Origin of the sequence: Kosakonia oryziphila, assembly GCF_900094795.1 — a bacterium.
GTDB classification, from domain to species: domain Bacteria; phylum Pseudomonadota; class Gammaproteobacteria; order Enterobacterales; family Enterobacteriaceae; genus Kosakonia; species Kosakonia oryziphila.
On record NZ_FMBC01000073.1, the window covers coordinates 1 to 16582 of the forward strand.

17 protein-coding genes and 2 pseudogenes are annotated in these 16582 nt (G+C 54.3%); 12 read left to right on the forward strand and 7 right to left on the reverse strand.

What is annotated here, in order from left to right:
• A pseudogene (locus tag GA0061070_RS22870) lies at positions 1-299 on the forward strand (IS4-like element ISEc60 family transposase); the annotation flags it as partial.
• Positions 300-337: 38 nt separating this feature from the next.
• Here GA0061070_RS22870 and GA0061070_RS22875 read toward each other — a convergent pair.
• Entirely contained in the window at positions 338-988 is a 651-nt protein-coding gene (locus GA0061070_RS22875; protein ID WP_090138679.1) for a CPBP family intramembrane glutamic endopeptidase, read from the reverse strand.
• Positions 989-1265: 277 nt separating this feature from the next.
• On the opposite strand from GA0061070_RS22875, the gene flhB reads away from it, so the two are divergent.
• The 4 genes and pseudogenes from flhB to GA0061070_RS26145 form a co-directional block, all read left to right on the forward strand.
• The gene (gene flhB, locus GA0061070_RS22880) at positions 1266-2426 is read left to right on the forward strand and encodes a flagellar biosynthesis protein FlhB (protein ID WP_090138681.1); all 1161 of its coding nucleotides are present in this window, start codon (positions 1266-1268) and stop codon (positions 2424-2426) included.
• Positions 2419-4497, forward strand: coding sequence for a flagellar biosynthesis protein FlhA (gene flhA, locus GA0061070_RS22885; protein WP_090138683.1), 2079 nt, complete (start codon positions 2419-2421; stop codon positions 4495-4497). The genes flhB and flhA overlap by 8 nt, the downstream gene beginning before the upstream one ends.
• Positions 4497-4907: a flagellar protein FlhE gene (gene flhE, locus GA0061070_RS22890; RefSeq protein ID WP_090138685.1), complete on the forward strand. Its 411-nt coding sequence runs from the start codon at positions 4497-4499 to the stop codon at positions 4905-4907. The genes flhA and flhE overlap by 1 nt, the downstream gene beginning before the upstream one ends.
• Positions 4908-5063: 156 nt before the next feature.
• Positions 5064-5186 (forward strand): annotated as a pseudogene (locus GA0061070_RS26145) (hypothetical protein); the annotation flags it as partial.
• A 90-nt stretch (positions 5187-5276) separates the two neighbouring features.
• Here the strand turns inward: GA0061070_RS26145 and argS are convergent.
• Entirely contained in the window at positions 5277-7010 is a 1734-nt protein-coding gene (argS, locus tag GA0061070_RS22895; RefSeq protein WP_090138687.1) for an arginine--tRNA ligase, read from the reverse strand.
• Between the two features lie 211 nt (positions 7011-7221).
• Here argS and GA0061070_RS22900 point away from each other — a divergent pair, with 211 nt between their 5' ends.
• Positions 7222-7782 (forward strand): VOC family protein, encoded by a 561-nt coding sequence (locus GA0061070_RS22900; RefSeq protein ID WP_090138689.1) that lies wholly within the window; start codon positions 7222-7224, stop codon positions 7780-7782.
• A 70-nt stretch (positions 7783-7852) separates the two neighbouring features.
• The gene (gene cutC / locus GA0061070_RS22905; protein WP_090138691.1) at positions 7853-8596 is read left to right on the forward strand and encodes a copper homeostasis protein CutC; all 744 of its coding nucleotides are present in this window, start codon (positions 7853-7855) and stop codon (positions 8594-8596) included.
• 82 nt (positions 8597-8678) lie between these two features.
• On the opposite strand, the gene cmoB is transcribed toward cutC, so the two are convergent.
• The 5 genes from cmoB to GA0061070_RS22930 are packed head-to-tail and all read right to left on the reverse strand — an operon-like array spanning position 8679 to position 12274.
• Positions 8679-9650: a tRNA 5-methoxyuridine(34)/uridine 5-oxyacetic acid(34) synthase CmoB gene (gene cmoB, locus GA0061070_RS22910; protein WP_090138693.1), complete on the reverse strand. Its 972-nt coding sequence runs from the start codon at positions 9648-9650 to the stop codon at positions 8679-8681.
• Positions 9647-10405 carry a carboxy-S-adenosyl-L-methionine synthase CmoA gene (gene cmoA, locus GA0061070_RS22915; protein ID WP_090138695.1) on the reverse strand — a complete coding sequence of 253 codons (759 nt, stop codon included), beginning with the start codon at positions 10403-10405 and terminating at the stop codon, positions 9647-9649. Before cmoA ends, cmoB begins: the two co-directional genes overlap by 4 nt.
• A gap of 39 nt (positions 10406-10444) precedes the next feature.
• Positions 10445-10840 (reverse strand): MAPEG family protein, encoded by a 396-nt coding sequence (locus GA0061070_RS22920; RefSeq protein WP_090138698.1) that lies wholly within the window; start codon positions 10838-10840, stop codon positions 10445-10447.
• A 52-nt stretch (positions 10841-10892) separates the two neighbouring features.
• The gene (locus GA0061070_RS22925; protein WP_090138700.1) at positions 10893-11711 is read right to left on the reverse strand and encodes a DUF72 domain-containing protein; all 819 of its coding nucleotides are present in this window, start codon (positions 11709-11711) and stop codon (positions 10893-10895) included.
• Positions 11708-12274, reverse strand: coding sequence for a hydrolase (locus GA0061070_RS22930; protein WP_090138702.1), 567 nt, complete (start codon positions 12272-12274; stop codon positions 11708-11710). Before GA0061070_RS22930 ends, GA0061070_RS22925 begins: the two co-directional genes overlap by 4 nt.
• Before the next feature lie 267 nt (positions 12275-12541).
• On the opposite strand from GA0061070_RS22930, the gene aspS reads away from it, so the two are divergent.
• From aspS to GA0061070_RS22955, 5 genes are all read left to right on the forward strand, one after another.
• Entirely contained in the window at positions 12542-14320 is a 1779-nt protein-coding gene (gene aspS / locus GA0061070_RS22935; protein WP_090138704.1) for an aspartate--tRNA ligase, read from the forward strand.
• A 1-nt stretch (position 14321) separates the two neighbouring features.
• Entirely contained in the window at positions 14322-14765 is a 444-nt protein-coding gene (nudB, locus tag GA0061070_RS22940) for a dihydroneopterin triphosphate diphosphatase (RefSeq protein ID WP_090138706.1), read from the forward strand.
• A gap of 145 nt (positions 14766-14910) precedes the next feature.
• Positions 14911-15651: a YebC/PmpR family DNA-binding transcriptional regulator gene (locus GA0061070_RS22945; RefSeq protein WP_007371580.1), complete on the forward strand. Its 741-nt coding sequence runs from the start codon at positions 14911-14913 to the stop codon at positions 15649-15651.
• 37 nt (positions 15652-15688) lie between these two features.
• Entirely contained in the window at positions 15689-16210 is a 522-nt protein-coding gene (ruvC, locus tag GA0061070_RS22950) for a crossover junction endodeoxyribonuclease RuvC (RefSeq protein WP_090138708.1), read from the forward strand.
• Between the two features lie 100 nt (positions 16211-16310).
• The coding region (locus GA0061070_RS22955; RefSeq protein WP_139109824.1) for a transposase at positions 16311-16582 on the forward strand (272 nt) is incomplete at its 3' end.

Genomic DNA, 16582 nt, shown 5'->3' on the forward strand with positions numbered 1-16582 from the left:
CTCGCTGGGGGTTTGGGCTAAGGTTTGGAGCCAGCCATTCATCTGAGCGGGTCGCAGTGTTGAGCCTGATCGCGACTTTAGCCAGTATCATTATGTGGTTAAGTGGTTTCAGTCTTGAAAACAGAGGGATACATCATAAATATCAGGCAAATACAGTGAAACACAGGCGAGTCATTTCGTTGTTAAAGTTGGCGGAGAATGTATTTCGACATTCTCCGCTCATATTGAAAACCCTGTCGCTGGACTCGGGGTTGAAGAAATTACAGCAACGGTATACCGATATGATATTGGTTTACTGAGTTTTCTGGGGATCCCTCAGGGGGAAACCTTCCCTTTTTTATTGCAGGAAGATATTGCCTACAGCGAAAAGATTCGACAGCGCATGTAACACTATCGGTATCAATAGTCCGCCTGTGCCGAGTCGGACCACACACAATAGCGCAGAAAAAATAAACAACTGAATAAAGGTGATCGGCGCGTGATATTGCATATGAATGGCGGCAAACAGTAAAGACGTCAGCACAATACCGACTTGTTGCGACACTTTTCCCCATCCCAGGCTGGCATTGAGCAAAAAGCCGCGAAAAATGATCTCTTCGCTCACCGGGGCTATCAGACAGGCCGTGAATATCCACGCCCAACGGGTTAACCCTGCATACCCGCCCAGGGCGTCCAGCCACGGCTCAGGCTGCTGAAATAGCTTTTCCATTACCAGCATCGCCAACAGCGCCAGCAACGGTGCCGTAAGGTTTCGCCACGCCAGCGTACCGAAAGGCAGCAGCCCTTCATAGTGACGTCCGTAATAACGCCACAGCAACAGTGAGCAAGGGAGCAACAGCGCACCATGCAGAAACGGACCGTCGAGGCCATTTTGATAAAGACGAATAAAACCCGGAATGAAAATAGCGAAATAGAACAGGCTGTAATAGATAACAAACGCTGCGATGCACACCGCAGTATGCGATATCCGGTCCGGTTGTGCTGGCATAAAAAAGTGACGTCCGTGCAGGGTTATACGCGAAGCCGATCATTATAAAGGAGATTGTCTGCAATTCTGTTCAGTCGTTAACAATCGGAACTGGGTGATAAAAAATGGCGTTTAGGCAGGATTTTTCATGCGACATTGCCGTTTTGTCCTTGTTGTGGGCGTGAGGATGAACTCTGAAGGGCCATTCAAATGGCGAAAACCCCCTGTTTTTATGCCTTACTCTGCCCATTAGATACCCTTGACTCTGGCAATATGTTGCCAAATCCGTAATCCGTGGATGCAGGCCGTGGCCTCTGAAGACAACGAAGATAAAACAGAAGCCCCCACAGCGCACCGACTAGAAAAGGCGCGTGAAGAAGGGCAAGTCCCCCGATCAAAAGAGCTGACATCACTACTGGTGATGTTGGTGGGTGTCTGCATTCTGTGGTTTGGCGGCGAAATATTTGGTCGACGATTATCGATGGCGCTCTCTTCCGGACTGCGCTTCGATCATAAAATCATCAACGATCCGGGGCTGTTTGTTGGTCAGGTTATCATGATGCTGAAAACGGCACTGTTGGGGATGCTGCCGCTGTTGACGGGTGTGGTAATTATCGCGCTAATTGCGCCAGTGATGTTGGGTGGCCTGGTTTTCAGCACCAAGTCGCTGGCGTTTAATTTTTCCAGGCTCAACCCGCTGAGTGGTCTTGGGCGGCTGTTTTCTTCCCAGGTGGGTGCTGAACTGTTCAAAGCGTTAATGAAAGCTTTGTTGATGGGCAGCGCCGCCGGAACCTTCGTCTGGCATCACTGGCCGGATATGATGCGCATGATGAGCGAATCGCCGTTAACGGCGATGGCCAGCGCCCTTAATCTGGCCGGGCTGTGTGCGCTGCTGGTATCGCTGAGCATTATCCCGATGGTCGGCTTCGACGTTTTCTGGCAGATCTACAGCCATTTGAAAAAATTACGCATGTCGCGCCAGGACATCCGTGACGAATTTAAGCAGAGCGAAGGCGACCCGCATATCAAAAGTCGTATCCGCCAGATGCAGCGCGCCGCCGCTCGCCGCCGGGTGATGGCCGATGTACCGAAAGCCGATGTGATTGTCACCAACCCGACGCATTATGCCGTCGCGCTGCAATATGATGAAAATAAAATGAGCGCGCCGAAAGTGGTGGCGAAAGGCTCCGGTCTGGTGGCGCTGCGTATTCGCGAGTTGGGTACGGAAAATCGCGTACCGATTCTGGAAGCGCCACCACTGGCGCGTGCGCTTTTCCGTCATGCGGAAATTGGACAGCAGATCCCAGGCCAGCTTTATGCGGCGGTAGCCGAAGTGCTGGCGTGGGTATGGCAGTTGAAACGCTGGCGACTGTCAGGCGGACAACGACCTGTTAAACCTGAGAATCTTCCGGTGCCTGAAGCGCTGGATTTTATGAACGAGAAGGACACTGATGGCTAATCTGGTAGCAATGCTGCGTCTGCCCAGCAATCTGAAATCGACCCAATGGCAAGTGCTTGCCGGGCCTGTGCTCATTTTGCTTATTTTGTCGATGATGGTGCTGCCACTACCGGCGTTTGTCCTCGACCTGCTGTTTACCTTTAATATCGCGCTGTCGATCATGGTGCTGCTGGTGGCGATGTTCACCCAGCGCACGCTCGAATTCGCCGCCTTCCCGACTATTCTGCTGTTCACCACCTTGCTGCGCCTGGCGCTCAACGTGGCCTCCACACGTATCATTCTGATGGAAGGGCATACCGGTGCTGCTGCCGCAGGGCGTGTGGTTGAAGCCTTCGGCCACTTCCTTGTCGGCGGTAACTTTGCCATTGGTATCGTGGTGTTTGTCATCCTCGTGATCATCAACTTTATGGTTATCACTAAAGGTGCCGGACGTATCGCGGAAGTGGGTGCGCGCTTTGTACTCGACGGGATGCCCGGTAAACAGATGGCGATCGACGCCGACCTTAACGCCGGGATCATCGGCGAAGATGAGGCGAAACGCCGCCGTTCGGAAGTGACGCAGGAAGCCGATTTCTACGGTTCAATGGACGGTGCGAGTAAGTTCGTTCGTGGCGATGCCATCGCCGGTATTATGATCATGGTGATCAACATTATCGGCGGTCTGCTTGTTGGTGTGCTGCAACATGGTCTGTCGATGGGCGCTGCGGCGGAGAGCTATACCCTGTTGACCATCGGTGATGGCCTTGTCGCGCAGATCCCTGCACTGGTCATTTCAACCGCTGCGGGCGTTATCGTTACGCGCGTCAGTACCGATGAAGATGTCGGCCAGCAAATGGTTGGGCAACTCTTCTCTAATCCGCGTGTCATGTTGTTGAGTGCTGGTGTTCTCGGTCTGCTGGGGATGGTGCCGGGCATGCCGAACTTTGTCTTCCTGCTGTTTACTGCCGCGCTACTTGGGCTTGCCTGGTGGTTGCGCGGACGTCAACAGGAGGCGCCTGTCGAAGCGGCACCACTGAAAGCGCCAGAAAACACGCAGGCAGTGGAAGCGACATGGAATGATGTGCAACTGGAAGATTCCCTCGGAATGGAAGTGGGATACCGCCTGATCCCGATGGTGGATTTTCAGCAGGATGGCGAGCTGCTGGGACGTATCCGTAGTATCCGTAAGAAATTTGCTCAGGATATGGGCTTCCTGCCGCCAGTGGTACATATTCGCGACAATATGGATCTCCCGCCCGCGCGTTATCGTATTTTGATGAAAGGGGTAGAAATTGGCAGTGGTGACGCCTATCCAGGCCGCTGGCTGGCGATTAACCCAGGCACGGCAGCCGGTTCGCTGCCAGGCGAGCAGACTGTCGATCCGGCTTTTGGTTTGGCAGCAATCTGGATCGAGAGCGCGTTGAAAGAGCAGGCGCAAATCCAGGGCTTTACCGTGGTGGAAGCGAGTACCGTTGTGGCAACACATCTCAACCACCTGATTGGGCAGTTCTCCGCAGAGCTGTTTGGCCGTCAGGAAGCGCAGCAACTGCTTGATCGTGTAAGCCAGGAGATGCCTAAGCTGACCGAAGATTTAGTGCCGGGCGTGGTGACGTTGACTACGCTGCACAAAGTACTGCAAAACCTGTTGTCAGAGAGAGTGCCCATTCGCGATATGCGTACCATTCTCGAAACGCTGGCAGAGCATGCGCCGCTGCAAACCGACCCGCACGAACTCACCGCGGTGGTTCGTGTCGCGCTCGGCCGTGCGATTACGCAACAGTGGTTCCCTGGTAGTGATGAAGTGCAGGTGATTGGCCTTGATACGCCGCTGGAACGTCTGCTGTTACAAGCACTGCAAGGCGGTGGAGGCCTGGAGCCGGGTCTGGCCGACCGTTTACTGGAGCAGACTCAGGAAGCATTGGCACGTCAGGAGATGCTCGGCGCGCCGCCGGTGCTGCTGGTCAACCATGCCCTGCGTCCGTTGCTGGCGCGCTTCCTGCGCCGCAGCCTGCCGCAGTTGGTGGTGATGTCGAATATGGAAATGTCCGACAATCGCCATATCCGCATGACAGCAACCATCGGGGGTAAATAATGCGTTATTTTGCCTTGCTGATCGCCGCGCTGCCGTTGTTCGCCAGTGCGGCGGGTGAAGGTGCCTGGCAGGCCAGCAGCATTGGCGTCCGTCTGGATAACCGGGGCGTAGCAGCGTCATCGCGGCCATTAGGGCCTACGCAGCCGGTTGATGGGCTGATAACGGAAGTGTCCTGGCGCTATGAGTTGAACGGCCCGACGCCTGCGGGATTGTTGGTGCGTCTCTGTTCGCAGACGCGTTGTGTGGCGCTCGATAGCCAGAGCGGTTCAACGCGCGGTTTTGCGAATGTACCCGCGGCCGAACAATTACGTTTCGTCTGGGAAGTACCGGGTGGCGGGCGTTTATGGCCGCCGCTGAACGTCCGCAGTAATCAGGTGATTGTGAATTACCGTCAGCCTGCCAAAAGTTAGACGCTTCTCCGGCAATAAACTCAACCGCTTAGCCGTTTTTTTAGCCTTCGATCCCGCCACCAGAGCGGGATTTTGCTACCCGCCACTCATTTTTGACTGTGCATTTTGAAGCATTAGAAGCACTGTTTTATAAAACAGTGATGCGCGTATCGACCTCTCGGGCAGAGTCTGAGCCGCCTGTTTGTTGAGCTGAGCTCAACGCTGCGCATCAAAATCTTCCGCCAGCACTTGGGTATGTATCTCGGCGGTTATATCGCCCAGGATGTGTTCAATGCCGTAATTTGAGCGATGTGTACTCACTGTTGCTGCTGGTTCAACATTAGCCAGCGTGTAACAAAAAGTCCGCCTCCGGTGAGGCGGGCGATTTTTTTACATTCTATCGACGGTTTCAATACCCAGTGTATCCAGCCCCAGCTTCAGTGTTTTCGCTGTCAGGAGCGCCAGTTTCAGGCGGCTGTTACGCACTTCTTCATTCTCGGCAGAGATAATCGGGCAGTGCTCATAGAAACCGGAAAACAGACCGGCCAGATCGTACAGGTAGGCGCACATTACGTGCGGCGTCCCTTCACGAGCCACAACATTCAGCGTTTCTTCAAATTGCAGCAGGCGAGCCGCCAGTTGTGATTCGCGTTCTTCGGCGATGATAACCGGTGCACTTTCCAGCACGCTCTCTTCGAGACCCGCTTTGCGGAACACGGAGAGTACGCGCGTATAGGCATACTGCATATACGGCGCGGTATTACCTTCAAACGCCAGCATATTGTCCCAGTCGAAAACGTAGTCGGTGGTACGGTTCTTCGACAGATCCGCGTATTTTACCGCGCCGATGCCCACCGCGTTGGCCAGTTTTTCCAGCTCGTCTGCCGGCATTTCCGGGTTTTTCTCGGCAACCAGGCGGCGGGCGCGCTCCAGTGCTTCATCCAGCAGATCGGTGAGTTTCACCGTACCGCCAGCGCGGGTTTTAAACGGTTTACCATCTTTGCCCAGCATCATGCCGAACATGTGGTGCTCCAGTGGCACAGAATCCGGCACATAACCGGCTTGGCGCACGATAGTCCACGCCTGCATCAGATGCTGGTGCTGACGGGAATCAATGTAGTAGAGCACGCGATCGGCATGCAGCGTTTCATAACGGTATTTGGCGCAGGCGATATCGGTCGTAGTGTACAGGTAGCCGCCATCCTTCTTCTGGATGATAACCCCCATTGGTTCGCCTTCCTTGTTTTTGTACTCATCAAGGAACACTACAGTGGCTCCTTCACTCTCTACCGCCAGGCCTTTCGCTTTCAGGTCGGCAACGATACCAGGCAGCATCGGGTTGTAGAGGCTTTCACCCATCACATCTTTGCGCGTCAGGGTAACGTTTAAGCGCTCATAGGTTTTCTGGTTCTGACTCATGGTGATGTCGACCAGTTTGCGCCACATTTCACGGCAATATTCATCACCGCCCTGCAGTTTCACCACGTAGCCGCGAGCGCGTTCCGCGAAGGCGGCATCTTCGTCGTAATGTTTTTTCGCTTCGCGGTAGAAACCTTCCAGATCAGCCAGCGCCATTTCTCCGGCGTTTTCCTGCTGCTTCAACTCAAGATACGCAATCAGCATGCCGAACTGGGTGCCCCAGTCACCAACGTGGTTCGCACGAATAACATTGTGGCCGAGGAATTCCAGCGTACGTACGGAAGCATCGCCAATGATGGTTGAGCGCAGATGACCAACGTGCATCTCTTTCGCCACGTTTGGCGCAGAGTAGTCAATCACAATGGTCTGCGGCTGCGGCTGTGTTACGCCCAGACGTTCAGATTTCAGTGCCTGATTAACTTCCGCCGCGAGAAATTCCGGCGCGAGGAAGATATTGATAAAACCCGGCCCGGCGATTTCAACTTTATTGGCAATCCCGTCGAGTGAGAGATGAGACAGAACCTGCTCAGCCAGTTGTCGCGGTGCCATGCCCAGTTTTTTAGCCACTGCCATTACACCGTTAGCCTGATAGTCGCCAAACTGGACTTTCGCTGACTGACGAACCTGTGGTTCGCAATCGGCGGGCGCACCTGCCGCAATCATGGCCTGACTGACTTTTTCTGAGAGAAGAGCCTGAATATTCACCGGGATACCTTACATTTATGACGCGACACCAGGGCGCGTCCGGGTGTTCATTAAAGGCGGGAGTATACTGCAATTGCCCGTTGGCGTCAGCACCGCGTCGCGCGTGGTCTGTGCAGAAAATCATCCACCGGCGCGCAGAAGGCCGGGCAGTTGGTTAGTGGCGCATAACAAGGTAGATTAAGCGCTTTGCGACGACATACGGGCACGGCTTATGAATAACTGGCAAGAAATTGAAGAACTGCGGGATATTGTTGCGGATCTGCCGCGTTTTCGCGACGATTTGCAGGCGCTAACCACACGATTAGGGCTGGTAATTGCGCCACTTCATGCCGACCATATTTCTCTGCGCTGCCACCAGAACGCCACGGCGGAGCGCTGGAGACGCGGATTTGAACAGTGCGGTGAACTGCTGTCGGAAAATACCATCAACGGACGCCCGATCTGCTTGTTTAAATTGCATCAGCCACTGCATGTGGAGCACTGGGCATTTACGGTGATTGAACTGCCGTGGCCGGGCGAGAAACGCTATCCGCACGAAGGCTGGGAGCATATCGAAATTGTTCTGCCAGGTGCGCCGGAAACCCTGAACACCCGCGCGCTGGCGCTGCTGGCTGATGAGGGATTAAGCCAGCCGGGTATCGCCGTGAAAACCAGTTCACCAAAAGGGGAACGCGAGCGTTTGCCAAACCCAACACTTGCGGTAACTGACGGCAAAGTGACGGTGAAATTTCACCCGTGGACCATTGAAGAGATTGTCGCCAGCGAGCAGTGACGCTCACAGGTGTGAGGGCGCGCAGATTCGCCATTGTATAAGCGTGTCATGATGAATAAAGGGAGGAGCTATGGCTTTACTGGAAATCTGTTGTTACGGCATTGATGACGCGGTGATCGCCCAGCAGCAAGGAGCAGATCGCATTGAATTTTGTGCGGCACCGAAAGAGGGTGGGTTAACACCTTCTGCCGGTGCGCTGAAAAGCATCCGCCAGCGAGTGACGATTCCGGTGCATCCGATTGTTCGCCCGCGCGGCGGCGATTTTTGCTACCGCGCCGATGAATTTGCCGCCATGCTGGAAGATATTCAGTTGCTGCGTGAACTCGGTTTTCCCGGTCTGGTAACGGGGATACTGAACGAGGACGGTCAGGTCGATATGCCGCGCATGCGGGAAATTATGTCGGTGGCGCAGGGGATGTCGGTGACCTTTCATCGTGCCTTCGATATGTGTGTCAACCCGCAGCAGGCCTGCGATGTACTGGCAGAATTAGGTGTCGCTCGTATTCTCACTTCCGGTCAGCAGGCGTCGGCGGAAAAAGGACTTTCATTAATCAGGGAACTTAATGCTCACTCTTGTGCTCCAATCATTATGGCTGGTGCTGGTGTGCGTCCGCAGAACCTGGAAATATTTCTCGAGGCGGGCGTCAAAGAGGTTCACAGCTCAGCAGGACGCTGGTTTGCGTCACCGATGCGTTATCGCAATAGTGGATTATCGATGTCGTCGGATGCCCGGGCGGATGAATATGCCCGTTACGGTGTTGACGGCGCGGCAGTGGCGAAGATGAAGCAGATCATTGCGCTTCACCGCCCGTAACAGTTTTTACCGCGCATCATGTCGCCCAATATGATGCTTGCTCGTACCAGGCCCCTGCCATTAACAGGGGCCTTTTTTTATCTTATGGTTTACGGGCAATCAGTACGGCGCGCAGCGGCGCCGGATAGCCTTCGACGGTTTTCGTGCTGTCATGCGGATCGAGGAAATCTGCCAGCGATTCGGTTACCATCCACGGTGTTCGGCGTTGCTCATTAGTGCTGGTTACACACATATCGGCGATACGCACATCGACAAAACCGCATTTTTCAAGCCAGTTTTTTAGCGCCAGCGCAGAAGGAATAAAGTAGACGTTGCGCATTTGCGCGTAGCGATCGCCCGGAACCAGAACGGCATGTTCATCACCTTCAACCACCAGTGTTTCCAGAACCAGCTCACCCTCTTTCACCAGTTGATCTTTCAGTTGCCACAGATGCTCCAGCGGCGAACGGCGGTGATAAAGCACGCCCATCGAAAATACGGTGTCGAACGCATTCAGCGCCGGAAGTTGCTCAATCCCCAGCGGCAACAGATGCGCGCGGCGATCGTCGCCCAGCAGCTTACGTACCGCTTCGAACTGACATAAAAAGAGTTGCGTCGGATCGATCCCGACTGCCAGCGACGCTCCGGCACCAATCATGCGCCACAAGTGATAACCGCTGCCGCAGCCGACATCGAGAATGGTACGTCCGCGTAAGTCTGACAGGTGGGGCAGCACGCGATCCCACTTCCAGTCGGATCGCCATTCAGTATCAATATCAATTCCATACAGTGAAAACGGCCCCTTGCGCCACGGCATCAGATTACGTAGCAGCGTTTCCATGCCCTTGATCTGACCTGCACTCAGCGGCTCTTCACTTTGTGCCGTCACGCCATTGAGCAGATCCAGCTTTGCTGGCGTAAGCTGCGGCAGAAATTCGACCGCATTGTTCCACTGTTTAAATTGCCCATGCAGTGCTTCGCGCTGCCAGGCGGAAATTTGCGGTGGCAGCGTGTCGAGCCAGTGTGCTAACGGGCCAACGGCAATTTGCTGATAAAAACGGCCAAACTCGATCATGCCTTCTCCGCCTTCTCCGCCTTCTCCGCCTTCAGTGCGACCAGTGAGCCGAAGTTAAAGCACTGGAACCACAATTCGCTATGTTCAAACCCGGCGCTATGCAGGCGCGCTTTATGCGCCTCGACGGAATCCGTCAGCATAACGTTTTCCAGCATGCTGCGTTTCTGGCTGATCTCCAGCTCGCTGTAACCGTTGGCGCGTTTAAAGTCGTGATGCATATTGAACAGCAGCTCGCCGACAGTGTTGTCTTCAAAACTGAATTTTTCCGACAATACCAACGCACCGCCTGGATTCAACCCCTGATAGATCTTTTGCAACAGTTTCAGGCGATCGTCTGGCTCAAGAAATTGCAGCGTAAAGTTGAGCACCACCATCGAGGCATTTTCGATCTGAATATCGCGAATATCGCCTTCGATCACCGCAACGGGCGTCGGCGCTTTATAGGCGTCAATATGGCGACGGCAGCGTTCGACCATCGCCGACGAGTTATCCACGGCGATAATTTTGCAGCCATCCTGATGAATGTTGCGGCGTACCGACAGCGTGGCAGCGCCGAGTGAACAACCGAGATCGTAAACCTGTGTGGCGGGCTGCACGAAGCGCTCTGCCAGCATGCCGATCATCGAAATAATATTGGAGTAACCCGGTACGGAACGCTGGATCATATCCGGGAAGACTTCGGCTACCCGTTCGTCAAAAGTCCAGTCGCCCAGGCTGGCGATAGGCGCAGAAAAAAGCGTGTCGCGGTGAGACATAGTGTAAATATCCGGGAAAACAAAGGGGCGTATTGTGCGCTAACGCAGGGAGAAAACCAACTCCCAGGGCATATACCACAGATTGGCCAGTATCATCAGCAACAGCGAACAAAACGTTGCGTCCATACCAGAACGACGCCAGCGAACCAGCCGATGGTTGTACCCGTAATAATGCATCAGGCGGCCGACAATCAACATCAGCCCGCAGATGTGTACCATCCAGGTTTGTGCGCCGTCCATCTCCATGAACAGTAACAGCAGTAGCGCAACGGGAATATATTCCACGGCATTACCATGAATGCGTATCGCGCTTTGCAGTTCACTGAACCCACCGTCGCCATAACTGACGCGGTACTGCGAACGCAGACGGATAACATCAAAAGAAAACTTCAGCAGTAATAATGCACCCAGCACGGCATAGAGCGCGCTAACCATACTAACTCCCTTTATGAAGATGGCGATGGCTTCTCAATAATAGGCGCTTCACTCAAAAAAGAGAAGATTGCAGCGGCAGGGAAGGTGCTGCGCCAATACCGGGGATGGCGGCGTAAAGCTCCTGCCACAGCGTCTCAACCAGTTCCGGCGCCTGGGCGATATCCGGGGTATGCAGGAAAAGATACGGTGTGGTGGTTTGCTCCCATAGCGGCAGCTTTTCCAGCCAGACGGCGAAAAGCTGCCGATTCTGCGCCATATTGTCGCTACCGATGAAACGCACCATGGGATGATGGGCGGTGACCAGTGCATGTACCGGAACTTTCGGTTTTTTGCGCTGGGCTTCAATCACTGCTTCACTGTGCGCAACTGCACTGTGCACCGGACGGCTGTCGAGGATCACTCGGTTGACGCCGCGGGTATGCAAACCCTGGTTAAGGGCTTTCTCCTCTTCGCCTTTGCTGAAAAAAAGCGGGTGGCGCACTTCAACGCCGTAGGTAAATTCACCGGGAAGCGCATCAAGAAATGCCCACAGTGCAGGCAAGTCCTGCGGTGAGAAAACGGCTGGGAGCTGTAACCAGTACTGGCCTATTCGCCCTGCTAACGGCGACATTCGGCTGAAAAATTCCGCTGTCAGGTCGTCACAATGGCGTAGTGCTGCCTGGTGCGAAATGGTGGCCGGAAATTTAAAACAGAAACGAAAATCATCATTGGTCTGCGCGTACCAGCGCGCGACGACCTCCGCTTTGGGGAGCGCATACAGCGTGGTGTTGCCTTCAACACAGTTGAAGTGGCGGGCATACGCCTCAAGACTGTTAATGCCAAGGCGCACCCATTTCGGGTGCGACCATTGCGGCAGGCCGATATACATCATAACGCGCTAAGGATCTCGTCCGTACTGCGCACGCGGCTGAGCCGCGGGAAGATATTTTTCATGCTGCCCTGATGCTGTTCGGTATTCGCCGCGCTGCAAGCATCTTCAGCAAGCACCAGCGAGAAGCCAAGTTCCCAGGCATTACGGGCGGTGGATTCCACCCCGATATTGGTGGAGATGCCGCACAGCACGATGGTGTCGATGCCGCGACGGCGCAGTTGCAGCTCCAGATCGGTGCCGTAAAAGGCGCCCCACTGACGCTTGGTTACTTCGATGTCGCTCTCTTTTTTCCCCAGCGCCTGTGGGTAATTCCACCAGTTGTTCGGCAGCGCATGACCGCCCGTTGCGGCGTCAACCGGTTGTTTTAGCGCTTCGGCGAAATCAGCTGACCAGCCCACGCGCACCAGCACAACAGGCGCACCGTGCGCACGGAATTTTTCCGCCAGAGCAGCGGCGCGTTTTACCACGTCCTGTGCTGTGTGAGGACCACCAGCGAAAGGCAGAATCCCTTCCTGTAAATCGATCACCACCAGAGCGGTTTTCTCAGCATTGAGCTTCAGCATCATAACTCCTGAAAAATGAATGACGTCGGTGGATACCTTACGCGTTCTGCGTGTCGGCGCGGTTTACAAATTTTGTTAAATTTTGTGAGAATGCGCAATAAGCGCGCAGCAAACGTGCGTACAGTCAGTAGCGGGCTTATCGTTGGTCAGAATTTCCAGTATAATAGCCCCCTTTTTTCATCCAGTAGTGACATACGAAAATAGCTGCCACCAGAATGCCTGCCGCGCAGGTGACAGGTCGCGCGCAGCTAATTTAAGGGATATCTCATGCGTACAGTATATTGCGGGCAGCTCAATCAGTCCCATGTGGGACAGCAAGTAACGCTTTGTGGGTGGGTCAACCGTCGTCGTGACCTCGGTAGCCTTATCTTTATTGATATGCGCGATCGTGAAGGCATCGTGCAGGTGTTTTTCGACCCGGACCGTCAGGATGCGTTCCAGCTCGCCTCTGAACTGCGTAATGAGTTCTGTATTCAGATTACCGGTACTGTCCGTGCCCGTGACGCGAAAAACGTCAACAAAGATATGGCTACCGGCGAAGTTGAAGTGTTCGCCACTGAACTGAACATTATCAACCGTTCCGACGTGCTGCCGCTGGACTCCAACCACGTCAACACGGAAGAAGCGCGTCTGAAATATCGCTACCTCGATCTACGTCGTCCAGAAATGGCGCAGCGACTGAAAACCCGTGCGAAAATCACCAGTTTCGTGCGTCGCTTTATGGACGATCACGGCTTCCTCGATATCGAAACGCCGATGCTGACCAAAGCCACACCGGAAGGCGCACGCGACTACCTTGTACCTTCGCGCGTTCATAAAGGTAAATTCTACGCGTTGCCGCAGTCTCCTCAACTGTTCAAACAGCTGCTGATGATGTCTGGTTTTGACCGTTATTATCAGATCGTCAAATGCTTCCGTGACGAAGATCTGCGTGCTGACCGTCAGCCGGAATTTACCCAGATCGATGTGGAAACCTCGTTCATGACCGCGCCGCAGGTGCGCGAAGTGATGGAAGCGTTAGTACATCAGTTGTGGCTGGAAATCAAAGGTGTTGATCTGGGCGATTTCCCTGTCATGACCTTTGCTGAAGCAGAGCGCCGCTATGGTTCTGATAAACCGGATCTGCGTAACCCGATGGAACTGGTGGATGTGGCTGATCTGCTGAAAGCGGTCGAATTTAAAGTCTTCTCCGGCCCGGCAAATGATGCAAAAGGTCGCGTTGCTGCACTGCGTGTGCCAGGTGGCGCACAACTTAGCCGTAAACAAATTGACGACTACGGCAAATTTATTGAAATCTACGGCGCGAAAGGCCTGGCATACATCAAGGTCAATGAAGCGGCGAAAGGCCTGGAAGGCATCACCAGCCCGGTGGCCAAGTTCCTGAATGCTGACATTGTCAGCGCAATCCTTGAGCGTACGGGCGCGCAGGACGGCGACATGATTTTCTTTGGCGCGGACCACAAGAAAGTGGTTGCCGATGCGCTGGGGGCGTTGCGTCTGAAACTCGGCAAAGACCTGAACCTGACCGACGAAGCGAAGTGGGCCCCGCTGTGGGTTATCGACTTCCCGATGTTTGAAGATGATGGCGAAGGTGGTCTGACGGCGATGCACCATCCGTTCACCTCGCCTAAAGACATGACCGCAGCCGAGTTGAAAGCGGCACCTGAAGATGCGGTGGCTAACGCCTACGACATGGTGATCAACGGTTATGAAGTGGGCGGCGGTTCTGTCCGTATCCACCGCGGCGAAATGCAGCAGACCGTGTTCGGCATTCTGGGGATTAATGAGCAGGAACAGCGCGAGAAGTTCGGCTTCCTGCTGGATGCGCTGAAATACGGTACGCCGCCGCATGCGGGTCTGGCATTCGGCCTGGATCGTCTGACTATGCTGCTGACTGGCACTGATAACATTCGTGATGTTATTGCGTTCCCGAAAACCACAGCGGCAGCCTGTCTGCTGACTGAGGCGCCGAGTTTTGCTAACCAGGCCGCGCTGGCGGAACTGGGTATTGCGGTGGTTAAAAAAGAGACCCCGGAGAATAAATAAGATGCCATTCAAGCATCCCGTTTCCGTGCTGGTGGTGATTTACGCGCAGGACACGAAACGGGTGCTGATGTTGCAGCGACGCGACGACCCCGATTTCTGGCAGTCGGTAACCGGCAGCCTGGAAGCGGGGGAGAACGCAACGCAAGCCGCCCTGCGTGAAGTAAAGGAAGAGGTCGAAATCGATGTTGTCTGCGAACAACTGACCTTAGTCGACTGTCAGCGCACGGTGGAGTTTGAAATCTTTAGTCATCTACGTCATCGCTATGCGCCGGGCGTAACGCACAATACCGAATCCTGGTTTTGTCTTGCGCTGCCCCATGAACGTCCGATTGTTTTTACTGAACATCTGGCGTACCGCTGGCTTAATGCTCCCGCAGCGGCGGCATTAACCAAATCGTGGAGCAACCGGCAGGCGATTGAAGAATTTGTTATTAACGCCGACTAAATTTCCCCGGAATTTTAGTTCTCAGGAAGGCGGCAAAGCCGACGTCGCCAGAAGCTTACTTCGGTAAGTGACTGGCGCGGATGGGGAAGCCAACGCACCTGAGGGCTGAAAGGCGAAGGGAAATGGCTTTATTGGAGAGTTTTTTATGGCAGGTCACAGTAAATGGGCCAACACCAAACACCGCAAAGCAGCACAGGATGCCAAGCGCGGTAAGATCTTTACCAAAATCATTCGCGAGCTGGTTACGGCTGCCCGTCTGGGCGGTGGCGATATCGGTTCCAACCCGCGTTTGCGCGCGGCGGTGGATAAAGCGTTGTCTAACAACATGACCCGCGACACCTTAAACCGTGCTATCGCGCGCGGTGTAGGCGGCGATGACGATGCGAATATGGAAACCATCATTTATGAAGGTTACGGCCCTGGTGGCACTGCGGTAATGGTTGAATGTCTGAGTGACAACCGCAACCGTACCGTTGCCGAAGTGCGTCATGCTTTCAGCAAATGCGGTGGTAACCTGGGGACTGACGGTTCTGTGGCTTATCTGTTCAGCAAAAAAGGCGTTATCTCCTTTGAAGCGGGTGACGAAGACACCATCATGGAAGCGGCATTGGAAGCCGGTGCTGAAGATGTGGTGACCTTTGATGACGGCGCTATTGACGTCTATACCGCGTGGGAAGAGATGGGTGCCGTGCGCGATGCACTGGAAGCGGCTGGCCTGAAAGCGGATAACGCTGAAGTGTCGATGATTCCGTCTACTAAAGCAGATATGGATGCAGAAACTGCGCCGAAACTGCTGCGTCTGATCGATATGCTGGAAGATTGCGACGACGTGCAGGAAGTCTACCATAACGGTGAGATCTCCGACGAGGTTGCGGCGACACTGTAATGTCGCTGACTAAATCACCCCTGGCCGGAGGCGCATAATGGCGATTATTCTCGGTATTGATCCGGGTTCGCGCGTCACCGGTTACGGTGTGATCCGCCAGACAGGAAGGCAACTGACCTACCTCGGCAGCGGTTGCATTCGCACGAAGGTCGAGGATTTACCGTCACGCCTCAAGCTCATTTACGCAGGCGTGACGGAAATCATCACTCAGTTTCAGCCGGATTTTTTCGCCATCGAACAAGTGTTTATGGCGAAAAATGCCGATTCAGCTCTCAAACTTGGGCAGGCGCGAGGTGTGGCGATCGTTGCCGCCGTTAATCAGGATCTCCCCATTTTTGAGTATGCGGCCCGTCAGGTCAAACAGACGGTTGTCGGTATTGGTAGCGCGGAAAAAAGCCAGGTACAGCACATGGTGCGAACCTTGCTGAAGCTACCGGCCAATCCGCAGGCAGATGCCGCTGATGCGCTGGCGATTGCCATTACACATTGCCATGTCAGTCAGAACGCCTTGCAGGTGAGCAGTACGCGGCTTAATCTTGCTCGCGGGAGATTACGCTAAAAAGCGCCAGTTAATGGCGCTTCAGACTGCTGACAAAGTCCTGGCCGTAAGGTCAGGACTTTGATCTAATAAGGTCAGTACAATTAACGGACTGACCGCCATGCTCAGAGAACCTGCCCCACAACAGTACCAGTTTGAAATGGTCACCCTTGAGGAACTCGTTCCCGAAGACCATCTGGTACGTAAAATTGATGCCACCATCGACTTTGAATTTATCCGCGATGCCGTAAAACACCTCTACTGCGCTGATAACGGCAGGCCCGCCATTGACCCGGTACGCCTGATTAAGATGATGCTGCCAGGCTATCTCTTTGGCATTCCCTCTGAACGCCGGCTGGTGAAGGAAATCCAGGTCAATACAGCGTACCGCTG